Consider the following 24,025-nt stretch of genomic DNA (forward strand, 5'->3'; position numbering starts at 1 on the left):
CCTCCTATCCTTGTTTTTCTTCTTGTTGTTTGCGTTTATACGCTTCAAAACGTTCTGTTAATACTTGTGATTCAGGAATATATGGAGCTTTTTTAAAGCCTAATTTACGACTAATTTTGTCTACCATAGATTCTGTTAAAATACCATCTGGGCGAACTGCCATCAAGATAACAAGCAATGCACCGTAGATGATGTCCCGATAATCGGATAAGAAGCGCAATACTTCTGGCAATAATGTAAGAATAAAGGAACCTAATACGGAGCCCCATACGACATTAGAACCACCAAATACAGGGAATAATAAGATTTGTACTACCTTATGGTAGCTAAAGTCTGTAGGATTGATAAAGTTTGTAATATGAGCATACAAACCACCGCCAATACCAGCGATGAAAGCACCAATGATAAAGGCCATCATCTTGTAGTATACAACGTTAATCCCCATTAATTCTGCTGCATGATCATCAGCCTTAATCGCTGCAAAGGCACGACCAACACGGCTATTATTAATGCGTACACAGAAGGCAATAATCAATACTAAGATTGCCAATAGGATAATGATAGCCATTAAGTTGCCCCATGCAACAGCATCAATACCCATCAAACCATCGATATCAAGTTCATAGGCTAAGTTTGTTAATTCTTGAGGAATGGATGGAATACCAGAAAGGCCTAATGCACCATTAGTAATATCCAAGTTCAAGAAAATAACACGCACCACCTCGCCAAAACCAAGAGTAGCAATGGCAAGATATAAACCGCGAAGACGTGTTGTTGGTAAACCGATAATAACGGCTACAAGACTGGCAACTAGGCCACCAATGATAATGCCTACAACGATAGGCAAATCAGCCTTCAAAGAAAGGATAGCGCCTACGTATGCACCAACGCTCATAAAGCCAGCAGCCCCTAAAGAAAGCTGACCACTTGCAAGTGTAAAGTAAATAGAGATACCCATGATGGCATTGATGATGAAGAACATCACGATCTGTAGATAATACGGGTTCAATAAATCCATTATGGTCTCCCCCCTTTATCTTTAGAACCAAACAAGCCTTGTGGGCGCCAGAATAATAATAGGATGATGAGGCCAAAGGCCACAGCATCACGGAATGTAGATGCGCCATAGGCAACAGAGAAGATTTCTGCTACGCCTAAAATGAAGCCGCCAACCATAGCGCCTGTAATATTACCAAGGCCACCTAAGATAAGCACTGCAAGGCCTTTAAAGCCGATGATAACGCCCATTGTAGGCTCAATAGCATTAAAGGACAAACCTACTAATACGCCTGCAGCAGCACCTAAGGCAGATGCAATCATAACAGTAACAGATATAATCATGGTTGGATTAATACCCAACAAAGCTGCCGTTTCAGTGCTCATGGATACAGCGCGGATAGCCTTACCAATTTTAGTTTTCTTAATAACTACATTAAGAATTAACATTAACACAACAGAAACGCCTAAGCCAATAATTTGTACCATGGAAATTTTGAAAGCTCCAAAGTCGATTAGGCCACCAATATAATCTGGTGGGAAAGATCTTGTTTGAGGGCCCCAAAGCAATAATGCCAAACTTTCAAGGAAAATAGAAACACCAATGGTACTAATAAGTGGTGCCAAGTGAGACACCTTTTTCTTGCGGAGTGGACGAAGCGCCACAAATTCTAAAAGATAACCGAGGATAGCACCGACAGCCATAGCTACGATAAGGGCTACAAAAATGTTAACGTCAAAAACAGTTACCATAAAAAGACCAACGAAGGCACCTATCATAAAGATGCCTCCGTGTGCCATGTTGATGATATTTAAAACGCCAAACACAAGTGTTAAGCCAATAGCGAGTACAGCATATAAGCTACCGAGGGTTAACCCGTTAACTAATTGTTGTAAAAACACTATATTACCTCAACTTTTATTTTTTTAATGCGTCAAATTGACCGTTTTTAATTTGTAAAACTTGAACTTCCATGGAAGGATCGCGTTTTTCGTTGAACTTGAATTGACCAGTTACACCAACGAAGTCAGCAATATTTTTCAAAGCTTCGCGGAATTTTTCACGATCTGTAGTAGAACCTGCTTTTTTCAAAGCTGCTTCATAGAGGTATACTGCATCATAAGCTTGAGCTGCGAATTGGTCTGGTTCTTTACCGTATTTATCTTTGTAAGCTTTACGGAAGTCTTTTACCTTTTGATCGTCTTTGTTAGGGAACCAAGGTGTACCTACGATAACACCATCAGCTGCAGCACCTGCAATTTTAATGAATTCAGGGCTGTTGAAACCATTAGAACCAATTACAGGTTGATTCATACCCATTTCACGCATTTTTTTCATGATTAATGCGCCTTCTTGGTAAAGAGAAGCAACTACGATAACATCAGGTTTTGCTTGTTGAATCTTAGTTAATTGTGCAGAGAAGTCAGTATCTTTATCTGCAAATGTTTCAGTATCAACAATTTGTACACCTTCGGATTCCAATGCTTTACGAGCTGTATTATTTACAGATACCATTTGGTCATTGTTGTTGGAGTACATAATAGCTGCAGTTTTGAAGCCTAAAGTTTTATGTGCTTCTTTAATTGCAGTATCTACTGCCAAGGATTCTGGTACAGCGTTACGGAAAATGTAATCGCCGATATCTGTAATACCTTCAGCAGTTGTAGATGTGCCAAGAGCTACGATTTTGCTTTTGTTTGCTACAGGACCTGCTGCCATCATTTCGCCAGATAACATTGGGCCAATAACAGCTACAACTTTATCTTTAGAAATTACTTTATTCATTGCATTGATAGCTTCGTTTTTATCACCTTTAGTATCTTCTACTAACAAGTTGATTTTTACAGCATTTGCATCAGCGTTGATTTCGCTTACTGCCAATTCTGCACCAGCTTTAATGGATTCACCATATGCCGCTGCACCACCAGTTGTTGTTGTTAACAATGCAATTTTAGCCTCATTGCTATTTGCATTACCTGCATCTTTATTACTGCCACAACCAGCAGCAACTGCCATTACACCAGCAAGACCAAAAATGGCTGCTTTTTTTAACATGGATTTATTCATGCTACACCTTTCCTTTGGAACATAAAACTTTAAATCTATATCTATATTATTAGAGTTTTTAATTTTTTGTCAATTAAAATAACTCTATAATAATATATACTATTATAAGTTATTCAGATAGTCGTTCCCATTTTTCATATAATGCATCTAACTCACTTTGTGTTGATTCAATTTGTATGGAAATTTTGGACATTTCATCTAAATCTTGCTGTACTACAGGATTAGCTAATTGAACTTCATACATTTTCATAGTTGCTTCTAATCGGGCAATTTCAGATTCCACCTCAGCTAATTGCTTTTCTATCATATAGGCGTTCGGTTTCTTCTGCGATCCCTCTGTAGATTCTTCTACTGAAAGTATAGATTCATTAATAGAAGTATGTTTATTATCACTAACACTATTTTCTAAGTTTTGCTCGTTAGCTATGGCTAACAAATCTTCCTGTTCTTTTAACTTTTCTTTGTAATACGAATAATTACCGAGATATTCAGTAATTTTCCCATCATCTAGAACAATGGTTTTTGTAGAAACTTGATCCAAAAAATATCTGTCATGAGAAATAATAAAGCAAGTACCTTCAAATTGTTGTAATGCTTCTTCCACAATTTCACGCGTTGGAATATCTAAATGGTTTGTCGGTTCGTCTAAGATAAGGAAATTATCACCTTGAAGGAATAATTTTAACAATGCTAACCGAGCTCTCTCACCACCAGATAAGTCTCCTACTAGCTTAAATACATCATCCCCTTTAAAAAGGAATGAGCCTAATACATTGCGGGCTTTTTCTTCAGTATAGTTAAAATGGTTCATAACCTCTTCTACTACCTGCCAAGAATCATGTAATTCCTCATGCTCTTGTGAGAAGTATCCCACTTGTACGCGGTTACCGATATCTACGTGACCATTCTCAGGGAATAATTCACCTACTATAGTTTTTACGAGTGTCGATTTACCAGCCCCGTTAGGTCCAATAAGGGCTACTGATTCTCCACGTCGTACTACGAGTGATATATCATCAATGATAGGATTTTCACCATATCCTACTGATAAATGATCTAGAACAAGAACCTTATCGGCACTCATCGCAGCAGGGGGGAAAGAAAATTGTAAATGATGTGAAGTTACCGGTGCATCAAGTCGTTCTAAACGATTAAGTTGAGACTGCCGTCCACGAGCCATTTTAGATTTAATACCTGCGCGGTATTTATCTATATAAGCCTCTGTCTTTTTGATGTACTCCTGTTGTTTCTCATAGGCCACCATATCCGCTTTCAACCGTTCATCCCGCTGTTGAATATACCGACTATAATTACCACGATACGTTGTAGCCTTATGGTTATCCAATTCTACAACGCCAGTGACAATACGGTCTAAGAAATAACGGTCATGGCTGACAATGAGAATCCCGCCATGATAGGCAGACAAATACCCTTCAAGCCACTCTAACATGTCCATATCTAAATGGTTAGTTGGTTCGTCTAAGAATAAAAAGTCTGGACGCCGTACCAATGCTTTAGCTAAATTAATTCGAGTCTTTTGACCACCAGAAAAAGCGCTTGCTGGTTTATCTAAATCCTCATCAGTAAAGCCAAGACCATAAATGATGCGCTTAGTCTTTTGCTCGTAATCATAGCCGCCTAACCATTCAAGGCGATTTTGTAAATAATCTAATCGTTGTAAATCAGATTCACTAGCCTCTTCTGTTTCTAAGCGTGTGGTAAGTTCTTTAAGTTGTTCTTCCAATGCATGTACATCAGCCCATGCCTTTTCAATCTCAGTAGCTAAACTATCATCACCAAGATTTACATCTTGTTGTAAGTAGCCAATGCTTGCAACAGGCGACTTAACTACATTACCTTCATCAAGATCTTCATAGCCTAATATGCATTTTAATAAGGTCGATTTCCCAGCCCCATTAGGACCTACTAAGGCTAGGCGATCACCTTCTTTTATCTCAAAGGACACATTGGAAAATACTTGGCGCACCCCAAATGACTTTCCAAGGCCTATCATTCGAATGCGTTCCATTCACAACCTCCTAATCATTTACCCTTTATTATACCACATTTGCTCGCACTAATATTAACATTTCTATAGAATCTTTTGTTTTTCTACTATGACGAAATAATTTCCCCAATAAAGGAATGTCTCCTAATATAGGGATCTTTTGTATTTGGTGCTGATCGCGATTGTCCATGAGGCCGCCTATAACGAGTACCTCTCCTGGTTGTAAACGCACTCTTGTATGTGCTTGCCGCGTACTAATTTTATAAGCTTTCATTTCAGATACCATAATCGGTGTACTTACCTCGGCATGTATTTTTGCGTCTACACCGCCATCTGCGGTAATAATGGGAGTATAGTTTAACTTAATCCCTACCTCTTCATAGCGGGTAGAACGCTTGCGCTCTCCATTTACCTCTGACTCTTCTATAACGGGTATACGTTCCCCTATTAATATATGTGCTGTCTCACCATTGAGGGCCATAATGGATGGTTTAGCTATTAGAACAGCTTTTCCAGAACTTTCCATAAGACTTAGTTCTGGTTTTACAAAAAATTTGTAAGCTTCACCGCCTGGTGTTTTACCAAAGGTAACAGCCCCATAGGAATTAGTCTTATCTTCTCCATGTCCAGTCAAGCTGAGCCAGGACCATCTAAATCCTTGCTCTTTTGCATAAGATTGTTCCATAGCAATGATGGTTGCTTCTAATTGTACTTGTTTAGGTTCCTTGTCAACTGCATTGATTAGGGTTTCTACACGCCTCTTTTCTCCGCTTGTCAAATGCATTATTACTTCGTTTTGTTCTGAAAGCACAGCCATTTTATCATTTTTTACTACTGTTCCCATTATATTTGATAAAGACTCTGCAGGCAGATGTTCAGGAGAAACTACATAGAGCTCTCTATTCTCTAGTGCAGTATCCTCAGATTCAATAAGAAGAGTCTTATGTTGTTTTGTTACAGTAAAATGATATAACCGCCCTAGCTCTTTAATAATCTCTTCTGGAGACTCTCCTTTTACACTTGCTGTAATATTGCCCTTTAATGACTCTACTCCGATAACTGATATACCATAACTGCGACAAATGCCTAACACAGTATCCTTTAAAGAGGCATTGCGTACAGATATTGTAATTGTTTCTTTATCTTTATAAGGTTCTACGCTCTTTACTGAATTATTTGTTGCATTATTTCCTACATTTTTTATTACATTATCTTCTATAGTATTTCCTGTTACAACTAACGTTTGTGCTAATAAAAAATATATTAGTGCAACTATTAATATAACTATTTTTATGATCACTCGATTTTTAGCCATCGCGACGAACCTCCTTCAATGATTTCTACACCACTTGCAGTAATATTAGATATGGATATTCCTTGCCAACTACTCCCCACTGTAACCATCAGTTCCTCTGAACCTTTTCGTACAATAGCTATATTTTGATTTCCTTCAATGATGCCCACCAGTTCAATTGGTTGTTCTAAAGTCAACGCATTAGAATTAATACTTGTTCTGGAGTGAACACTTTCATTACTATAGTTATTAATATCATCATGGATCATATTGCTATTCCAATCTTTATTCTTTCTATCCGTTTTTATATTTTTATTCTTAGTACTTCTATGCCGCCGTGAAGTTCTTTTATTACTTATTTTCTTACTATCACTAAGTGATGTTTCATCATTACTAATAGTATCTAAATCGTTATCCATATCTTTCATCTCATCACTTTGGCTTAATAAATCGGTACTAGAAATATCCTTAAAGACCTCTCGCCAAGGATGAGGCCGTTCTACACTACTCACATCATATAGTAAGCGTCCTTTAACAATAGAGTCATCTTTCTCATCATGTACGGCCTTATTCTCCACACCAGCTTTACTAGATTTTCCGTTATTGTTACCATTTCTTTTTTTATTAGCTCTCTTTGATGACTGCTCTTTTGCATCTACCTGCCTTTGATTATCAATAGTATCCTCTGATTGTGCTGAATTAATATCGATATGTTCATCTTTGTGAGGATAAAAAATACCAGCTGCTATCATTGCTAAAGCCAGTATAAAGAATATAAAAATTACAATTCGATAGTGTCGTATAAGAAAATATTGTCTAACAATCCAGCCTTTGATCTGTTCTATATAGTCTTGTAAGTTCATAATTCACCTCCTGCAGACTATTTCTAGGAGGTCCTTTTAAATTCCTACAAAAAAATGACTCTACCAGTCACCTAGGTGACTAATAGAGTCATTCATTATATTGACAAATCAAAAGGATTTGTTCTTGTTTTATTTGCTTTTAAAACCATCAGGATGAGATGTATGCCATTTCCAAGCATCTTTGATAACATCAGCTACATTACTGAATTTAGAGTCCCAACCAAGTAAGTTTTTAATCTTCTCAGAAGAAGCAATCAATGTACCAGGGTCCCCAGCACGACGATCACCATATTGAACAGGAATATCGATGCCTGTAACCTCTTTTGCAGTTTCAATGATTTCTTTTACGGAGAAGCCATTTCCGCTACCAAGATTAAATACTTGGGACTCGCCGCCTTTACGTAGATAATCCATAGCCAAAACATGGGCAGCAGCTAAATCATTAACATGAATATAATCGCGTACACATGTACCATCAGCTGTATTATAATCAGTACCAAAAACAGTTATGTGCTCTCTTTTACCACGAGCTGCATCTAGCACAAGCGGAATCAAATGTGTTTCCGGATGATGATCTTCCCCAATCGTACCAGACGGATCTGCGCCAGCCGCATTAAAATAACGCAATGCAACATACGTAGAACCATAAATAGCACTATAATCAGATAGCATTTCTTCAATCATCAGTTTAGTACGACCATATACATTAGTTGGATGCAATGGCGCATCTTCACGAATTGGTACCACCTCTGGTTCGCCATATACAGCAGCCGTACTAGAAAACACAAAATGTTTTACCCCAGCAGTACGAGCAGATTAAATAAGGTGATAGGATCCAACTACATTATTTTCATAATAAATAGCTGGATTTACCATTGATTCTCCAACTTGAGAATGGGCAGCGAAATGCATAACCCCAATAATATGATGATCTTTCATAATATCTACTAACTTAGGATCTGCAATATCCATATTGTAGAATGTAACCCCTTCAGGAATAGATTCTACATGTCCGCGAGATAAATTATCTACAATGATTGGTGTATAACCTGCTTGTTGTAAGGCACGTACAGTATGACTCCCAATATAGCCAGCACCACCTGTTACTAAAATATTCATAGTTCCCCCTTATGAATTATGTGTATCCTTTGCACGAGCTAATTTAGGCCCGATGAGACGTTTATAGACCTCAACACCTGGTTGGTCAAAGGCATCAACACCAGCAAAAATAGACTCGAAATAAACTGCCCAACAATGCATAAACATAATTTCCCCTAAATGGAATGAATTTAATGTTGGTACAGTTATCGTCATATTAAAACGATTATCGCTAGATAAGGCCTCTCTATTGGCATCTAAAGCAATATTCAAAATATCACAAATACCTACATTGCCAAGTGCTTGTAATCGTTCATATTGACTATGTGTATTAGGCACTACAAGATTATGTTTCCAATCCTTAACCTTAATAAATTGAACCACCTTATTAAGACGGCCCTCTTGATGCTCTTGTACTTGAGCATGCATATCCATAGTCCCTACTGCAGCAACCGGCGTACGACCATATGGTAAGCAAGTATTACTCATCTTCCCTAAAGATTCGGATAATAGTTGTACATACCAATCAGATAAGGAGTGAAGCGCTTCACCATAAGGCATAAACACCTCAATAATACGACCGTACCGTTCAGACGCAATATATTTTAGTAAAGCACTTAATAAAGCAGGATTTTTAAAAATATCCTCTTCTTGACAGGCCGCATCCATTGAGGCTGCACCTGCCAAGAAACCTTCAATATCAAATCCTACGAGAGCAGCTGTAACGAAACCTACTTCAGTAAATACAGAGAAACGACCACCTACACCATATGGAATGCTATAGGTCTTCCAATGATTCTCTATTGCCATAGAGCGTAAAACTGTAGGATGTTCATCATCAGACATATCGGTAACAGCTACCACTTCATAATTTATATTACGATCTTGTAAAGCTTTTTCCAAAATCATGAAGTTAGCCATTGGCTCGATGGTAGAACCTGACTTAGATGTAATAACGAGCATCACCTTATAGTCTGATCCTTTTGTCTGAGCTTGGTACTCTAAGGTACGAATAAGGCCTGATAAATAATCACCATCTACGTTAAATCCAGCAAAATACATCCGTGGATATCCATTTCGTTCTTCCGTACTGAGATTATTCCAAAACGCACCACATTGGACATCGAAAATAACCTTACTACCCAAGTAAGAGCCACCAATGCCTACAGATACAACTGTGTCAATATTATGGCGAGCATAGTCCCGCAGTTCATAAAGTCGTTTCAACATTGCAGGTGTATTGATACCATCTTCTGAAATATAAGGAAGTTGGTAAAACAATACCGGTTCAGGCAGTCCATCCTTAGAAACATGTCCTTCTTCAAAGCCTGTAGAACGCAAAATATTTGTATGACGCCAAACATTTTGTATAGCACGCTCAAAGTTATTTACGTCTCGTTCTTGTATGCAACTTTCATTATATATGTTAGCGTAATCTAACTCGAACCCTGATTGTAACCGCAACATCAAATATCTCCTTTACTGACATTTTATGTACAATATTCTACTCATTATACCATAAAACAATGAATAAAATATTAGTTTATGCAATCATTTTACCCACAAGCCATAGCCAAAACCCACTGCATAAACAGACCATAACAATGCGATAGGAATAGCTAGCTTAAACTTAATCTTTAAAGTCTTATGATGCCAAATAACCATACCTAATAGAGCACCAAGGCCACCAAAGGCAAATGCTAAAAATAATAATGTAAACTCTGAAATTCGATTATACCCCTTTATAGCACATAACTTATCATAGCCATACATACTAAATACAATTAGATTCCATACGCCTACAGTAACCCAAAATTGTGTATCACTCATGTCCCCAAACCTTATATTTTTTACTTATGATGAGCCTTAAAATATTCTAATGTTTTTTGTAAGCCATCATCTAATGTTGTGGATGCTACAAATCCAAAATCGCGTTCCGCCTTTGCATTGCTTAACCGTGAATGTTTGATATCACCTATGCGTTCAGCCTCATAATGAACCATAAAGTCGGCACCACTAATAGTTCTGAATCGCGTAATCAACTCATTTACAGATGTTCCCGTATTGGTAGAAACATTATAAATACCTGTACAGTTATTATTTCCCATAGCCTTAATATTAGCTTCTACCACATCTTCTACGTAAATAAAGTCTCTTGTTTGTTCCCCATCACCATATACGGTTAAAGGCTTACCTTCAACAATTAAACGATTGAAAATACTTATAACGCCGCCTTCACCACCATCACCTTGACGTGGTCCATATACATTGGCATATCTAAAGCATACTGTATTTAATCCAAAAGCTTCACGATAAATACGCAAATATCCTTCTGCGGTAAGCTTAGTCAAACCATAGAAGGATGATGGCATACCACTAAGTTCTTCAGTCAATGGTAATACTGCTAAGTCCCCATAAACAGCAGCTGAAGAAGGCATTAAAAATTGTTCAACTTTCACCTTACGACATGCATCAAGTACATTTATTAGCCCTAGTAAATTAACATCACAGTCATATCCAGGATTCTCCATTGAGGACTGCACCATAGTTTGAGCAGCCTCATGGAATACAATAGAGGGCTTAAACTCTTCAAAAATAGATACTAGCTTTGGATCTCGTACATCCATCTCAATAAATTGAGCGGACTCATGTACAAAAGAACGCATACCTGTAGATAGATTATCTATAACAAGCACATTGTGCCCTAATTCAATTAATCGATCAACGAGATGAGAGCCAATAAATCCAGCCCCACCTGTAACACATATATTCATAGTATCCTCCCTTCTTATATTTCTAAATACCTGCACCTTGTTTAGCTAGTGCATCGGCCATTTCATTATATGTATCGCCCGTATGTGCTGCCACCTTGTGAAAGTGTACGCGCACACGATTTTTTATAGAATCATAAAATGCAGCATATTGTTGAGTTAGTGCATTATTCCGTTTCCATCTTTTGGTAGCCCACATTTCAATTCCCATATAATCATAATATAAGGAACATTCAGGAATACCATGATCAACAGCATATTTCATAACATACATCGCAGCTAATAGCTCGCCAGACACATTCCAAAAAGCCGTATATCGTTCATCAGTAGAGGGAAAGGAAAAAGTCTTTCTAGTCCCATTCAAGAAGATAACACCACCTGAGCCAACAGTATTAGTCCCTTTATTATAACTACCATCAATATAAGCAATAATATGGTCGGCCTTAGTAAAATCTGGTTTCACCACATCTGGAGATACCTTATTTTGAACTTTAGAACTAAATCCTATAGGTCTAGAATTCATAGATTTAGACTTAACTGCTTGTGGCGATTTAGGTTCGCTCCGTTTAGCACTCATGAAATCACTCAAGGATAATCCTGAATCATCTACAAAGGCACGTGCTTCTGCTTCTGTAGGGAAAGATTTGTAGATAGCACCGCCAAAACCCTTTACCTGTTTCTCACAATCTGCCCATGTAGTATAAACTCCTGGTACACGGCCTTGACGAACTGCATAAAACTTCTTTGCCATACGTACCTCTTAATGATCCATTGTAAGTGATACAAATTCAGCATTTACAACAGAGGCCAAGTTCTTTGGATTTACCTTCATCTGCATGCCTCGTAGACCAGCGCTTACATATACAAACTCTTGAGGCTCCATTGTGGCATCAAAATAGGTAGGAAATGATTTTTTCATCCCCACTGGAGAACATCCGCCCCGTAAGTATCCGGTAATACCTAGTAAGTCCTTAACATGAATCAGTTCTACAGACTTATTATGACTGACACGAGCCGCTTGTTTCATATCTAGCTCTTCAGCCACTGGAATACAGAATACTACAAACCCTGTTTTATCGCCCTTACCAACAAGTGTTTTAAAGACTTGTTTTTCATCGAGTCCTAAAGCTTCTACTACATGAAGGCCTGCAGCACGCTCTTCAGACCACTCATATTCGCTAATACTATAAGGTATCTTATGAGTATCTAAAATACGTAATGCATTTGTTTTCTTATGTTTCTCTTTACCCACTATAACCTCCATATACTAGCATAACAAATAAATTTAATCATACCATAATATATTTCTATCGATAAATATATTTTTCATTACTATTTATTTACGATTTTATTAATATTTTTTAGTTCAATACGCAAGGTTCCATCATCATTAGTTTTGATTTCAATGAACTCGCGATTTTTCATATACTCTACAGGAAAAGAAATTTCAATGCCCGTATCGGTTTTAATCTTATGATGTTCGCCAACCTTCGTAGCAAACTCTCGATTAACAGGTAGAGGCCTCATCATATCCGCATCAGCTAATTCTTTCTTAGCCGCCTCTTGTTGAACAGGATTGGCTTTAAATACCTCTTCCACAATGCGAACAGGATCTACTGTATCAGATACTTCTGCATTTTTCGCAATCATAGACTTTGCAATCGTCAATTCAACGACACCATCTGACTCATGGGCTTGAGCCACCTTATCTACGATAGCTTTCACCTTTTTCACCGTATCTCTAGAAGATTGGTTAGTGCCTAATTGCAATACCTTATCTGCTAAGATATAGGATACTTCACCATCAAATTCACCTTTTGGTTCAAAAATTCGAACGCTAAAATCATGCAAATTAATCGATGCAAAGGCGCGTAACTTTTGTGAAGGCATAGGCAACACAGCCTTATGAGAAACAAGTTCTGTAGCTAAACTGCCATCATCTTCACTAAATAGTTGATGAGTAAAAGCATCATGAGCTTGGCACAGAAGAATGCAGATATAAGATGCATCCGTAACAGCTTCACAAATAATCGTATCGATAACAACGGAGTCCGTCGCTTGTTTCATATAGGTAAACAAGCTTTCACCTAAATTCTTAGATAACTCTATAAACTTAAGGTCTCCATTTTTATAATCGACTAATTGTTTACCAAATGGACTTGCATCATGCAAGGTACCTGTTCTAGCACCGGGGTCTTTGAACGCCTTAACTACATGATTTGAAATATAATCATGAATAGCTTGATCGCCAACCTTTAATTCATGTTCAGAGTATACAGCTAAAGAAGACGTAAAATCGAAAATCTCTAGCGCCGCCTTATTAATCTGCATGATGCCTCCTTATAACAGTAAAAACGATTACCCTTTATTATACCACTCTTTTAGCTTTCGTTTATCAACTTTTGAGCATTCTGTAAGAGGTAACATAGGAATAGAGTAGATGGATTTTGGCCATTCTATGGAAGGTCTATGATGCCGAATTGTTTCCATAACATCGGCGACTAGAACATTATCCTCCAACACCATATATGCTACAAAATCTTCCCCTTTTACATCATCTATGATATCGATAATAGCTACTTCTGAGACACCATCTATAGATTGCAAATAAGTTTCCATGGAGGGAATAGATATTTTATAGCCCCCCTTGTTTACCACATCGCCTTGTCGCCCAGTAAACATAAGATACCCCTCTGTATCTATATAACCACAATCATTAACGGTATATGTATCGGAAATACCTTCAATATGATATTTTGTAGTTACATATATAACCCCATCATCTGCTTTAATTCGGACCGTTGGGAATGGCCTGCCCACAGTGCCTTCTCGGTCTAGCCACTCTTTACCTGTGCAATAGGTTATATAGTTAAGCTCAGAAGCACCATAATACAGAATAAACTCCATATTAGGACATAGCTGTTGCAACTGCTCCATCAAATGACGATCAAGCACTTGTGAGCCAGCAATAATATAGTTAATCGTAGATAATTTACATTTACAATGCCTTATGAGCAATCTAAGTTTTGTAGGAAGAGCATAGATATGATCTACTTCATATCTTTCAAGCAGCTCAATCCATCGAGTAGGACGCAAGGAACTGGTAGTAACAATAGTCCCCCCTGCCCATAAGACAGCAACAACCATATTACTAACACCAGTAAAACTAAAGCTGCCTTGCAAAAAGATTTTTGTATCTTCATTTATATGAAAGATATTATTTTGAATATCAAAAAACTCTCGCCACGATTCCTCTTTTCTCCACAACGGTTTAGGACGCCCCGTAGTACCTGATGTAAGTACACCAAAATCAGTTAATGGCAACACGCCTTCATCAGCTATAATATGAGCTAATTCGTCTATATACTCAGTATCCATTTCATTATGGCATACCATAGGAATGTAACATCTATACAATGCACCTAACCATTGTACAAGTTGTTCTAAAAAGTATTGACTCTGAATTAAAAGAACTTTATTTTTTGCTGATTCTTTAACTTCAGTGAGATTTACTATATGACTAGTATCATCAATATCGATTGATAGAATAGCATCATATAGTTCACTATATGTATACTTTGTATCATCTATAATGAGAGCAATCTTATGAGGCTCTAATTCTTTATATTGTCGTAACCGTTCAATAATTGTCATTTTACATACGTTCCATAATCAAAGCAGTTCCTGTACCGCCTGCACCGGCAATAGCACACAAACCATAGCGACCATTACAAGATTCTAAAGCAGCCATACAATGAAGAGCTAATATAGCACCAGAACAGCCATAAGGATGTCCATACGCTAAGGCACCACCCAATTTATTATATTTTTCTAAATGCTTGGGATAGGCCTTATTGAAGAGCACATCAATGATAGCAAAGGCTTCATTCCATTCCACTACATCAATATCATCCATCGTTAGACCAGTGCGTTTTAAAATCGCTTCTGTGCTTTCTAAAGCTCCTTCTGGGCTAAACTGAGGGTTACCTGCCCAAGGCATAACACTATAAATTCTAAAGGGCCCTTTTTCATTAGATACGTATACAAAAGCCGCGCCATCATGAGTTAAACAAGCATTACCTGCATTTGTAATAGCATTAGGTCCTAATAAAGGCTTCATCCGTGATAATAGTTTCTCATTCATCTTAGGCCGAATACATTCATCTACACATGCTTTGCCATCGATGGTAATAGGCATAATGTAAGATTTCAAATGCGGATTATTTAAAGCTTCAGAAGCGCGTTTATGACTGCCAATAATGTAGGGATATAAGTCTTCCTTTAATACATTATGCTTTTGAATCGTCCTCTCTGCCCCTTCTAACATAGCTAAAGGAGAACAATCTTGAGGGCTAAACTGAGCAACCTTATATAAGCCTTTACGATCATCATTAGCTGCATACATCCTATCTGGCTGTAATGAAGAACTTTCAATACCACCAGCAATAGCCGAATCCATAACACCTGATGCAATATGTGTATAGGCCATCTCAATACTCATCAAGGCTGATGCACATTGCATATCTACGGTAATCGCAGGAACAGAATTCGGTAAATTAGTCATGAGCCCCATAAGGCGACCAATATTACCACCAGTCCCCACAGCATTGCCACAGAAGATTCCATCCACTTGTGAAATATCATAACGCTTGATTAATTCATCAATGAGTTGAGCTCCTAACATTTCAGGTCTCATATTTCTATATTGTCCATTTAATACGCCTATAGGGGTTCTAAGCCCACCATGAATATATACTGACATATTAGCTCCTATAAGAAAATGCAGAAAAGAGGCATTCCAAGGAATGCCTCTTTTCATTATTACATTCTAAATTTTAATTTTAGTTGCTAACCAAGAAGCAACGAGACATTTTACAATATCCCCAGGAATGAATGGGAACATTACTACAGGCAATGCCGCCCAAAGTTCAGTTTTTGTTACAATCATAAAGCCTGCAACGCCAAATAGATATACTACAGGAATAGTAATTACAAGAGAACGCCATGCATAAGAGAAAAAGCTCTTCTTAGAACCTTTGAATACGCTTAATAATGTATAAGCTATTGGCCAAGAGAAGATAAAGCCCCCTGTTGGTCCTAATAATTTACCAAGACCTGCTGTGCCACCAACGAATACTGGTAAACCTACAGCACCAAGTAAAACGTAAATGATAAATACAATAAATGCATCCTTTGGTTGCAATAATAGACCTGTTAATGTAGCCACCAAAGTCAATGCAGTTACCATAGCCGGACTAAATGGCAATGGGAACGAAATATATGCTGAAATACATAATAAGGCTGTTAATAAAGCCATTTTTGTTAAACGTCTTGCTTCCATAATTACCTCTAACTAATACATCTTTGTTTTAAAGATGTTAAATCTTCATTTTCACCAAAAAACGTAGCAGAAAATGCCAATGTGTCACCTACATAACCTTCTACATGAGCATCTTCAGAGTTTTCCACCAAAGTTACCTGATCATCTGCAATAACGGGTGCATGAAAATAAATAGCCATCTGCTGTGCAGATTTACTAATATTCCAATAATTCCATAAATTTTCTAAAATCATACAACCAGGCACTACATAGGGCGATTCACGATGAATTTCATTGGTATCGTTAATATCATTTACAAATCGTATGATATCCTCCTTAGAGAAAGATATCGTCCGATCATTCTCTTCTTCATGAATTATTGAACGAATACGAAATTTTCTCGGTACCGGTCGTAAATCAACTATTAAAAAACCTGATTTGTCTAGAATACCAATTGTAGTAGTTTTAGCAACTTGATATAAAATGCCACAGATAGATTGATCACTACCCGAAGCATCATAATGCATATGCTTAATAACACTATGCCCTGGTAATCCAAAATCATTATTACACAATGTTGTAAAGAGCGATCTCATATAATCACAGTCCTTTATTTATTCAATAAATTGATTATAATCAACATTATTTTATTAGTCAACAAAATCACCTTAGTTTTGTTGACAATAATACAAAAATATCGCCATTAAATAAAAGAACCCATGGTAACATCCACAGGTTCTTTCTTATATACATATATAGCTTCACTATTTAAGGTCTAGTTCTTTCAAATATGCTTTGAAGTTCTCACCTAACTCTTCATTACGAAGGGCATACTCAACAGTAGCTTTCAAGTAACCTAATTTATCGCCTGTATCGTAACGAATACCTTCATAAGCTAATGCATACGTATCGGTTTTAGATGCTGCTAGAGCATCAGTTAATTGAACTTCATTACCTACGCCTGGTTTTGTATTTTCTAAAATATTGAAAATATCTGGCGTTAAAATGTAACGACCTAATACTGCTAGTCTAGATGGTGCATCTTCTTTTTTTGGTTTTTCCACCAAATTATGAACGCGATATAAATTATCCGCTAATGCTTCACCAGATACAATGCCATAAGAGCTAACTTTATCTTCAGGTACAAATTGAGCCCCTAAGATAATACCAGGATGTTCATCGTAACACTCAATTAACTGTTTAAGGCATGGATTTTCAGGATTATATACAATATCATCACCAAGTAATACAGCAAATGGTTCATCACCAATAAAGGCTTTTGCACATAGTACAGCATCGCCAAGACCACGAGGAGCTTTTTGACGAATAAAGTGAACTTTAATATCTGCTAAGTCTTTAATCATAGCCAATTGTTTATTTTTACCTTGGCTTTGTAAAAGCAATTCTAGTTCCACACTGCTATCAAAATGATCTTCAATAGCGCGTTTATTACGGCCTGTAATGATTAGGATCTCTTCAATACCAGAATCTAATGCTTCTTTTACAATATATTGGATAGCAGGTGTATCCACGATAGGAAGCATTTCCTTTGGTTGTGCTTTAGTAGCTGGTAAGAAGCGTGTACCAAAGCCAGCTGCTGGAATAACGGCTTTTCTAATACGTTGCATAGTTATCTCCTAATTAAAAGTCTTTGCCAACAAATTTGATTTTCCATTGATCATTATTGCTTCTATGTGCATCCTTATAAGTTAAGTACAAGTCAAAGGAATGTAAATCACGATGCCATGTATAATATACAGAGTCTATCTGACCACTCATCATATTTGTTTTAACACTTACAGACACATCATCTAAGCGAGTCAATTTATAGTTACCGCCATAGATGAGCTCTTTAGGAAGCTCTGTAGTATCAAATCGATATGGAGAGTTATTATAAGAAATATTACGTTGATTATAGCTAACCCATACATTAGCACGATTTCCCACTTTAGAGCGGAATCTAGCGCCCCAGTAAGGCATGCTACGAATCGTGCCATCGTAACCATAGTAGTCGCGTTGGTAACCGCCCAAGAAGCGTAAATCAGCATTTTTACCAAGCTTAATTGGATCATGAGATATTTCTGTATAGTATTCCTTATGGGAACCTTTTACAGAACCTTCTTTCCAATAACCGGCATTAACGCCACCGCGTACAGTTACTGGTGATTTACCCACATGATACGTATGAGTATCTAAACGTGCCTCACCAATCTTTTCAACCCATACCGTTTCATCATTATATTCATTAGATTCTTTACTGTACCCAATTGACGCAGTAGCCCAAGGCAAGTAGTGTCTATAACCAACTTTTGGTTTAAAGCCTGATTTTGAATACCAGCGATAATCGATATAAGCTTCACCATGCTTACCAATTGGATAATCAGTACTACCATGCAAGCCAAGTCCATCATCACTACTATATGTAGGCTTTGGAACTAATGAGAATATACTGAATTTTCCTTCTTTATCATGGCGCAAGGATGCTGTATAAGAAGGTAAAGATAAAACCTTAAAGTTTTTAATGTAGAAAGACGGTTTTTTAATAATGACTTTATCGCCAGGATACACCTTGATATCTTGACCTTCTACACGATAATCTGGTGTATGTTTAAAGGCCATCGCATGTTTTGTGGTAACCATGCCTTTATCCATATGACCAGTTTCACCATCAAATGTAGCATTTTGCCCCTTCACATAGTAAGGATCATTCCAACCAAACGCTTGGTCAGCTGTAAAATGACGGTCACTAGTCCGATATGTCATATTTTGACCTGTAATATCCTTTGTTTTACCGCCATTTTCCAAAAAGCGATACCCACCAACAGTACGGTATTCTGTAGTTTTTGTATTACCTTCTATACGTGGTGCCATCAAGGTTTGATTACCTTGAGTCACTACTACATCACCTTGTGCATATACATCACCAGTGGACCCAGTATAGGACATTTTATCTGCATCAATACGAGTCGGCAATTGTTCTGTAGGTTGATCAGACTTTGCCTTTTCACCACGACGTACAACACGGATATTACTATTTTCAGGTGTAGATGCTTTAGAGATTTCTCCAAGATAGGATTGATCAACGCTATCCAATTGATCTTGATATACCGTGGTTGACTCCGTAGCGGCCCATACTGGTTGTGCTAAACAAAAAACACAAGCCGCTGCCAGCCATTGTACTTTACGTTTCCTCATGGTTACTAGAACTCCTCTTGCTTTAAGAATTTGTTAATTATTGATTACGCTTTACAACTACGATAGGTTGAGAAACATTTTCTACCGGTTCTTCTTGTTCTTCTACTGCTGCTGGTTCCTCTGTTGTTGTTTCATTTTCATCAACAGCCGCTTCATTAGTGTCTACAGTCTCTTCAGATTCATCGGCCGTATTAGGTACAGTTACTGCTTCAGCCAATTCATCATCACTGTGAGCCAAACCATCACCACCAATTACAAGACCTTGAATTGTAACAGAATCTTGAGGTTGTACATAAATAGTTGCACCAGCAGGGTATTCAATATTTTTACCCTTAACAAAGGCACCACCTACTAAGCCTACTGGTCCAAGTAAAACAGCACCAGCTACGGATGCACCAGCTGCTTTAACTTCACTGCGAGTTTTATCCTTAGCTTCTTTACCTTGTACTGCAGTAAATTCAGTACCATCAATAGCAGGGATTGTGTCAAATGTGATGTCTAATACACCATTACGACCAAAGGAACGAGCCTTTTTCAAGGATGTAATTGTACCAGATCCTACTGTACCTGCAGGTACCAATAACACATTGCCATCCATTACATTTTCAGCTACTGTGAAAGCAACAGTGTCGCCTTCATGGCTAGTTTTAGAAGAAACAGCGTCATTCAAGGTAACTTTGAAGACTTGGTTACCAGCTAATGTACCAACTTGGTTAGTAAGCGTTACATTGCTACCATATACTTTTGTTTTCAAAGAAATGATACGTTTTTGTAAAGAGCCGCTACCAATACGACCATTAACGCTACGTTCCATCTTTTCTACGCGATCTACAAGAGAACCTGCGTTAATGCTATTTTGATATGTATATTCAAGCGCATCCATTTCTTCGCGCAAAGAAATGTTTGTGCCACTACCTTCTACGGAGTTATAGAGGGAATCAACACGTTTGCTCAATGTAGCAGAATTGCCATTGAAACCAGTACCATACACGGTTTCATCAAGTTGATTAATGCGGTCCACTACAGCACCATCTTGTACTGCACCATATACAGTAGTTTCCAAAACATTTGTTTTCTCTGTAACTGTACCAGGAGCAGCAAATGCAGTGCCTGAAATCAAGGATGCCATTAAAAGTGTAAGTACTTGCTTCTTCATAAATTCCTCCACAACGTATCTAATGTATAACTGTTATACAACAGAATAAGCACGGGCCTAAGACCGTGCTTATTCCCTGAGTCTACTATTTTATATGCTCAGTGGCCATTAAATTTTCAAATCGATAATCGCAGATACACCTACGCCTTGAACACGAGATGCACCAACTGGGTTTGTGCTATCAACAGGTACTAAACCTTTAACACGAACCATACCGTTAAAGCTACCTTCTACTTGAGCAACTGCTTTAACTTGTTCAATGCTAGATGCAGGACCAGTAACTTGAGCAGCACCGATATAACCTTTTGTACCAATACTGATAATAGGTACAACTTTAGTTGTATACTCTGTGCTTAAGTTATTTTGTTTCAATAATTTATTTAAGAAAGAGTCAATTTGAGGACCGAATTTATTGATAACAATACCGATACCACCAATTTTAGCTGCACCACCAAGAATACTGCTAAGGCCGCCAGCTTGAGTAGTCAAGATGCCACCGAATGCAGTTGTAGTTAAACAAATCCCTAGAACAGCTGTAATAATCTTCTTTTTCATAATAAGCCTCCTATAGATACTTATATTTTAACAAATTCTATACATAGATTCTAGTGAAAGTATAAGAACTTACACATAAAGATACTAGCATTGTATAAAAGTCCGATGAACAACCAATGAATTTTACACAACTTAATTTAATGCTACCATCACAAAGATTTAGTGTCAATATCAACTCTCAATCATACTCTATAGGCATAAAATAGTTCTTATCTTTACATACCCTTAGGACTTAAAGAAACTCAATTAGTTAATTAGCAGATACGAGGAACTTGATCTTCACCTAACAAATCGATTAAGCGAACACCACCAATAGCGGTTTGTAAACCAACCTTACCAATATTCTTGTCTAGTGTTCTCCCAATTAACACAGCTTCTTTGCCCTCTTCAAAGCCGTGAAGAATGGAGAGAACTTCTTCTGTAACGGATTGATCTACTACCAGTACAACCTTTCCTTCATTTGCTAAATATAATGGATCATATCCTAAAATATCACAAACAGACTGTACTTCAGCGTGAATTGGTATAGCCGCTTCTTCTACCTTAATACCAACTTGACTTTGGTCTGCAATTTCTTTTAAAACAGTACCTAAACCACCACGTGTAGGATCTCGCAATAGAGCCACTTGAGGCCCCACTTTATCAAGTACAGCATGAACCATGTTATTTAAAGGCGCACAGTCAGTTTTTAACGCATCAGATAAATCCAAGCCAAATCGTTGACCCATAACAGCAATAGAATGATCCCCAATAGCACCAGATAAGATAATATCCATTCCCGCTTTCACACGATGTGGACCAATATCAATCCCATCTGGGATCATGCCAATACCCGCTGTATTTATGTAGATTTTGTCTACCTCGCCCTTTTTAACAACCTTAGTGTCCCCTGTAACAATTTGTACATTTGCAGCTTTTGCCATATCTGACATAGTATGAAGTATTTCATCTAACTCATCAAAGGCCAAGCCTTCTTCTAAGATAAGGCCACAACTTAAATATTGTGGGACAGCACCATTCATAGCTAAATCATTCACAGTACCACATACAGCTAATTTACCAATATTTCCGCCAGGGAAAAACGTTGGTTGTACTACATAGGAATCTGTAGAGAACGCCATACGTCCTGCTGTAACGGGAAATTGAGCACCATCATGTAAAGGAGCCAATAAATCATTTGTAAAGTATTTCAAAATAAAACGCTCGGTCAATTCATGACTAAATCGACCGCCATTCCCATGGACTAAGCGAACTCGTTCCATATTAATCCTCCCACGTCGATCCACCACTGGAATAACCGTATTTATACCATGCTGCACAACTACCTTCTACAGATACCATGCAAGCACCAACAGGGTGGTCAGCAGTACAGCTTTTACCAAATAATGGACATTCACTTGGCTTAATAAGCCCTTGCAATACACGACCACATTGGCACCCTTTTGGATCAAGAGAAGGCTTTTCAAGCTGGATAGGTAATGCACGTTCCACATCATAGGCTGCATATGCATCCTTTAATCTTAAGCCAGAGTTTGGAATAACACCGATACCACGCCACGCATCATCACATACATCATATACTTCTTTGATCATCGCTTGCGCTACCGGATTCCCCTTCTGCATAACTACAGAATGATAGGTATTACCCACCACAAAATTACCGGTTTTACGTTGCTCTAAAATATTTGCTATAGCAGATAAAATCTCAAGTCCATCAAAGCCAGCAATACAAGACGGTATGTGATATTCTTCAGGTAAGAATCGGTATGGCTCTTCACCAATAATAACGCTTACATGACCTGGCAAAATAAATCCGTCAATATGACCTTCTTGTTTATCTAATAAAGCTCGTAATGCAGGAGGCACTAATTTATGAGATACAAGGAAGAAAACATTCTTCAGCCCTGCTGCATGAACTGCTTTTACAGTTGCACAAATAACGGCAATAGTCGTTTCAAAACCTATAGCCAGAAATACTATTTTCTTATCTGGGTATTTTTTACTAAGTTCTACCACCTCTAAAGGGGTATAAATGACATGAATATGGGCGCCCTTTGTTTGAGCCTCACTAAGACTGCTATAGCTACCAGGAACCTTTAACATATCCCCAAAGGTAGCAATAATAACATCATCCCGTTCAGCATAGGCTAACGCCTTATCCATATACGTTTGATCTGTTACACATACAGGACATCCTGGTCCACTTACAAGTTCAATGCCACTTGGCAATAATTGTCGAAGACCTTCACGGAAAATCGATACAGTATGTGTACCACAAACCTCCATAAGCCTTACGGTTTCCCCAGGCTCATGAAGGGCATTGATACGTTTTAATAACGCATCAGCACTGTTCTGCTTTTCCTGCAAAGTAAGCTTCTTCAAGTTCTTCTAGCTCCTTAAAGGCCTCTAATGTTTTTTGTGCCTCTTCTTCATCAACAATTTGTACAGCAAAACCCGCATGGACTAACAACCAGTCCCCTACCTTTGCTTCTGGTACGAGGAGTAAGCTGCAGTCACGGGTGGCACCTGTTAATTCAACAGTGCCAATAACATCATTCACAGCTACTAACTGTGCTGGTACAGCTAAGCACATACTATCTCCTTATATATTATATTAATAACAAATTCTATGAGTTTACTTTCGAGAAAGAAAACTCACCATATATAAATATTTCTAATATCATTGTATCACAATTGTAGT

23 protein-coding genes and 1 pseudogene are annotated in these 24,025 nt (G+C 37.8%); all 24 read right to left on the bottom strand.

Features of this window, described 5'->3' with window-relative positions:
- Window positions 1-4 precede the first annotated feature (4 nt).
- The 24 genes and pseudogenes from EL171_RS06215 to EL171_RS06330 all read right to left on the bottom strand — a co-directional run bounded on the left by EL171_RS06215 (window position 5) and on the right by EL171_RS06330 (window position 23,917).
- Entirely contained in the window at window positions 5-1,018 is a 1,014-nt protein-coding gene (locus EL171_RS06215) for a branched-chain amino acid ABC transporter permease (protein ID WP_005387032.1), read from the bottom strand.
- On the bottom strand, window positions 1,018-1,899 hold the full coding sequence (locus EL171_RS06220; RefSeq protein WP_005387034.1) for a branched-chain amino acid ABC transporter permease: 882 nt from the start codon (window positions 1,897-1,899) through the stop codon (window positions 1,018-1,020). Before EL171_RS06220 ends, EL171_RS06215 begins: the two co-directional genes overlap by 1 nt.
- A gap of 16 nt (window positions 1,900-1,915) precedes the next feature.
- Window positions 1,916-3,064, bottom strand: a complete 1,149-nt coding sequence (locus EL171_RS06225; protein WP_005387036.1) for an ABC transporter substrate-binding protein — start codon at window positions 3,062-3,064, stop codon at window positions 1,916-1,918.
- Window positions 3,065-3,173: 109 nt separating this feature from the next.
- Window positions 3,174-5,093: an ABC-F family ATP-binding cassette domain-containing protein gene (locus EL171_RS06230; protein ID WP_005387038.1), complete on the bottom strand. Its 1,920-nt coding sequence runs from the start codon at window positions 5,091-5,093 to the stop codon at window positions 3,174-3,176.
- 28 nt (window positions 5,094-5,121) lie between these two features.
- Window positions 5,122-6,387, bottom strand: coding sequence for a type II secretion system protein GspD (locus EL171_RS06235; protein ID WP_005387039.1), 1,266 nt, complete (start codon window positions 6,385-6,387; stop codon window positions 5,122-5,124).
- Window positions 6,369-7,229: a hypothetical protein gene (locus EL171_RS06240; RefSeq protein WP_005387042.1), complete on the bottom strand. Its 861-nt coding sequence runs from the start codon at window positions 7,227-7,229 to the stop codon at window positions 6,369-6,371. The genes EL171_RS06235 and EL171_RS06240 overlap by 19 nt, the downstream gene beginning before the upstream one ends.
- Window positions 7,230-7,358: 129 nt before the next feature.
- A pseudogene (gene galE, locus EL171_RS06245) lies at window positions 7,359-8,348 on the bottom strand (UDP-glucose 4-epimerase GalE).
- Between the two features lie 9 nt (window positions 8,349-8,357).
- Window positions 8,358-9,794 (bottom strand): phosphoglucose isomerase-related protein, encoded by a 1,437-nt coding sequence (locus EL171_RS06250; RefSeq protein ID WP_126413454.1) that lies wholly within the window; start codon window positions 9,792-9,794, stop codon window positions 8,358-8,360.
- An 84-nt stretch (window positions 9,795-9,878) separates the two neighbouring features.
- Window positions 9,879-10,157: a DUF1294 domain-containing protein gene (locus EL171_RS06255; RefSeq protein WP_005387048.1), complete on the bottom strand. Its 279-nt coding sequence runs from the start codon at window positions 10,155-10,157 to the stop codon at window positions 9,879-9,881.
- A gap of 20 nt (window positions 10,158-10,177) precedes the next feature.
- On the bottom strand, window positions 10,178-11,101 hold the full coding sequence (locus EL171_RS06260) for an NAD-dependent epimerase/dehydratase family protein (protein ID WP_039969268.1): 924 nt from the start codon (window positions 11,099-11,101) through the stop codon (window positions 10,178-10,180).
- Window positions 11,102-11,123: 22 nt separating this feature from the next.
- Window positions 11,124-11,849: a ribonuclease H1 domain-containing protein gene (locus EL171_RS06265; protein WP_005387050.1), complete on the bottom strand. Its 726-nt coding sequence runs from the start codon at window positions 11,847-11,849 to the stop codon at window positions 11,124-11,126.
- A gap of 9 nt (window positions 11,850-11,858) precedes the next feature.
- Window positions 11,859-12,350 (bottom strand): Cys-tRNA(Pro) deacylase, encoded by a 492-nt coding sequence (ybaK, locus tag EL171_RS06270; protein WP_039969269.1) that lies wholly within the window; start codon window positions 12,348-12,350, stop codon window positions 11,859-11,861.
- A gap of 80 nt (window positions 12,351-12,430) precedes the next feature.
- Complete coding sequence (locus EL171_RS06275; RefSeq protein WP_005387052.1) at window positions 12,431-13,429, bottom strand: nucleoid-associated protein; 999 nt, start codon at window positions 13,427-13,429, stop codon at window positions 12,431-12,433.
- Window positions 13,430-13,456: 27 nt separating this feature from the next.
- A complete protein-coding gene (locus EL171_RS06280) occupies window positions 13,457-14,752 on the bottom strand; it encodes an AMP-binding protein (protein WP_005387054.1) in 1,296 nt (431 codons plus the stop codon).
- A gap of 1 nt (window position 14,753) precedes the next feature.
- Entirely contained in the window at window positions 14,754-15,860 is a 1,107-nt protein-coding gene (locus EL171_RS06285) for a thiolase family protein (protein ID WP_039969270.1), read from the bottom strand.
- A gap of 66 nt (window positions 15,861-15,926) precedes the next feature.
- Window positions 15,927-16,439, bottom strand: a complete 513-nt coding sequence (locus EL171_RS06290; protein WP_005387058.1) for a biotin transporter BioY — start codon at window positions 16,437-16,439, stop codon at window positions 15,927-15,929.
- An 8-nt stretch (window positions 16,440-16,447) separates the two neighbouring features.
- Window positions 16,448-17,014 carry a hypothetical protein gene (locus EL171_RS06295; protein ID WP_005387060.1) on the bottom strand — a complete coding sequence of 189 codons (567 nt, stop codon included), beginning with the start codon at window positions 17,012-17,014 and terminating at the stop codon, window positions 16,448-16,450.
- Between the two features lie 168 nt (window positions 17,015-17,182).
- Window positions 17,183-18,046 carry a UTP--glucose-1-phosphate uridylyltransferase GalU gene (gene galU / locus EL171_RS06300; RefSeq protein WP_005387062.1) on the bottom strand — a complete coding sequence of 288 codons (864 nt, stop codon included), beginning with the start codon at window positions 18,044-18,046 and terminating at the stop codon, window positions 17,183-17,185.
- A gap of 13 nt (window positions 18,047-18,059) precedes the next feature.
- Window positions 18,060-19,613 carry an LptA/OstA family protein gene (locus EL171_RS06305; protein ID WP_005387063.1) on the bottom strand — a complete coding sequence of 518 codons (1,554 nt, stop codon included), beginning with the start codon at window positions 19,611-19,613 and terminating at the stop codon, window positions 18,060-18,062.
- 37 nt (window positions 19,614-19,650) lie between these two features.
- A complete protein-coding gene (locus EL171_RS06310) occupies window positions 19,651-20,769 on the bottom strand; it encodes a hypothetical protein (RefSeq protein WP_039969271.1) in 1,119 nt (372 codons plus the stop codon).
- A 108-nt stretch (window positions 20,770-20,877) separates the two neighbouring features.
- On the bottom strand, window positions 20,878-21,324 hold the full coding sequence (locus EL171_RS06315; RefSeq protein ID WP_005387067.1) for a hypothetical protein: 447 nt from the start codon (window positions 21,322-21,324) through the stop codon (window positions 20,878-20,880).
- Window positions 21,325-21,578: 254 nt separating this feature from the next.
- Window positions 21,579-22,586 (bottom strand): hydrogenase expression/formation protein HypE, encoded by a 1,008-nt coding sequence (hypE, locus tag EL171_RS06320; protein WP_005387069.1) that lies wholly within the window; start codon window positions 22,584-22,586, stop codon window positions 21,579-21,581.
- Between the two features lies 1 nt (window position 22,587).
- A complete protein-coding gene (gene hypD / locus EL171_RS06325) occupies window positions 22,588-23,706 on the bottom strand; it encodes a hydrogenase formation protein HypD (protein WP_039969273.1) in 1,119 nt (372 codons plus the stop codon).
- Window positions 23,666-23,917 carry a HypC/HybG/HupF family hydrogenase formation chaperone gene (locus EL171_RS06330; protein WP_005387071.1) on the bottom strand — a complete coding sequence of 84 codons (252 nt, stop codon included), beginning with the start codon at window positions 23,915-23,917 and terminating at the stop codon, window positions 23,666-23,668. The genes hypD and EL171_RS06330 overlap by 41 nt, the downstream gene beginning before the upstream one ends.
- Window positions 23,918-24,025 lie beyond the last annotated feature (108 nt).

The sequence above is a fragment of the Veillonella dispar genome, assembly GCF_900637515.1.
Lineage (GTDB): Bacteria > Bacillota > Negativicutes > Veillonellales > Veillonellaceae > Veillonella > Veillonella dispar.

Excerpts from the sequence above, each read along its gene's own strand:
- EL171_RS06215 (WP_005387032.1), bottom strand. The coding sequence starts at position 1,018 with ATGGATTTATTGAACCCGTATTATCTACAGATCGTGATGTTCTTCATC.
- EL171_RS06225 (WP_005387036.1), bottom strand. The coding sequence starts at position 3,064 with ATGAATAAATCCATGTTAAAAAAAGCAGCCATTTTTGGTCTTGCTGGT.
- EL171_RS06230 (WP_005387038.1), bottom strand. The coding sequence starts at position 5,093 with ATGGAACGCATTCGAATGATAGGCCTTGGAAAGTCATTTGGGGTGCGC.
- EL171_RS06235 (WP_005387039.1), bottom strand. The coding sequence starts at position 6,387 with ATGGCTAAAAATCGAGTGATCATAAAAATAGTTATATTAATAGTTGCA.
- EL171_RS06240 (WP_005387042.1), bottom strand. The coding sequence starts at position 7,229 with ATGAACTTACAAGACTATATAGAACAGATCAAAGGCTGGATTGTTAGA.
- EL171_RS06250 (WP_126413454.1), bottom strand. The coding sequence starts at position 9,794 with ATGTTGCGGTTACAATCAGGGTTCGAGTTAGATTACGCTAACATATAT.
- EL171_RS06255 (WP_005387048.1), bottom strand. The coding sequence starts at position 10,157 with ATGAGTGATACACAATTTTGGGTTACTGTAGGCGTATGGAATCTAATT.
- EL171_RS06260 (WP_039969268.1), bottom strand. The coding sequence starts at position 11,101 with ATGAATATATGTGTTACAGGTGGGGCTGGATTTATTGGCTCTCATCTC.
- EL171_RS06265 (WP_005387050.1), bottom strand. The coding sequence starts at position 11,849 with ATGGCAAAGAAGTTTTATGCAGTTCGTCAAGGCCGTGTACCAGGAGTT.
- EL171_RS06275 (WP_005387052.1), bottom strand. The coding sequence starts at position 13,429 with ATGCAGATTAATAAGGCGGCGCTAGAGATTTTCGATTTTACGTCTTCT.
- EL171_RS06280 (WP_005387054.1), bottom strand. The coding sequence starts at position 14,752 with ATGACAATTATTGAACGGTTACGACAATATAAAGAATTAGAGCCTCAT.
- EL171_RS06285 (WP_039969270.1), bottom strand. The coding sequence starts at position 15,860 with ATGTCAGTATATATTCATGGTGGGCTTAGAACCCCTATAGGCGTATTA.
- EL171_RS06290 (WP_005387058.1), bottom strand. The coding sequence starts at position 16,439 with ATGGAAGCAAGACGTTTAACAAAAATGGCTTTATTAACAGCCTTATTA.
- EL171_RS06295 (WP_005387060.1), bottom strand. The coding sequence starts at position 17,014 with ATGAGATCGCTCTTTACAACATTGTGTAATAATGATTTTGGATTACCA.
- galU (WP_005387062.1), bottom strand. The coding sequence starts at position 18,046 with ATGCAACGTATTAGAAAAGCCGTTATTCCAGCAGCTGGCTTTGGTACA.
- EL171_RS06305 (WP_005387063.1), bottom strand. The coding sequence starts at position 19,613 with ATGAGGAAACGTAAAGTACAATGGCTGGCAGCGGCTTGTGTTTTTTGT.
- EL171_RS06310 (WP_039969271.1), bottom strand. The coding sequence starts at position 20,769 with ATGAAGAAGCAAGTACTTACACTTTTAATGGCATCCTTGATTTCAGGC.
- EL171_RS06315 (WP_005387067.1), bottom strand. The coding sequence starts at position 21,324 with ATGAAAAAGAAGATTATTACAGCTGTTCTAGGGATTTGTTTAACTACA.
- hypE (WP_005387069.1), bottom strand. The coding sequence starts at position 22,586 with ATGGAACGAGTTCGCTTAGTCCATGGGAATGGCGGTCGATTTAGTCAT.
- EL171_RS06330 (WP_005387071.1), bottom strand. The coding sequence starts at position 23,917 with ATGTGCTTAGCTGTACCAGCACAGTTAGTAGCTGTGAATGATGTTATT.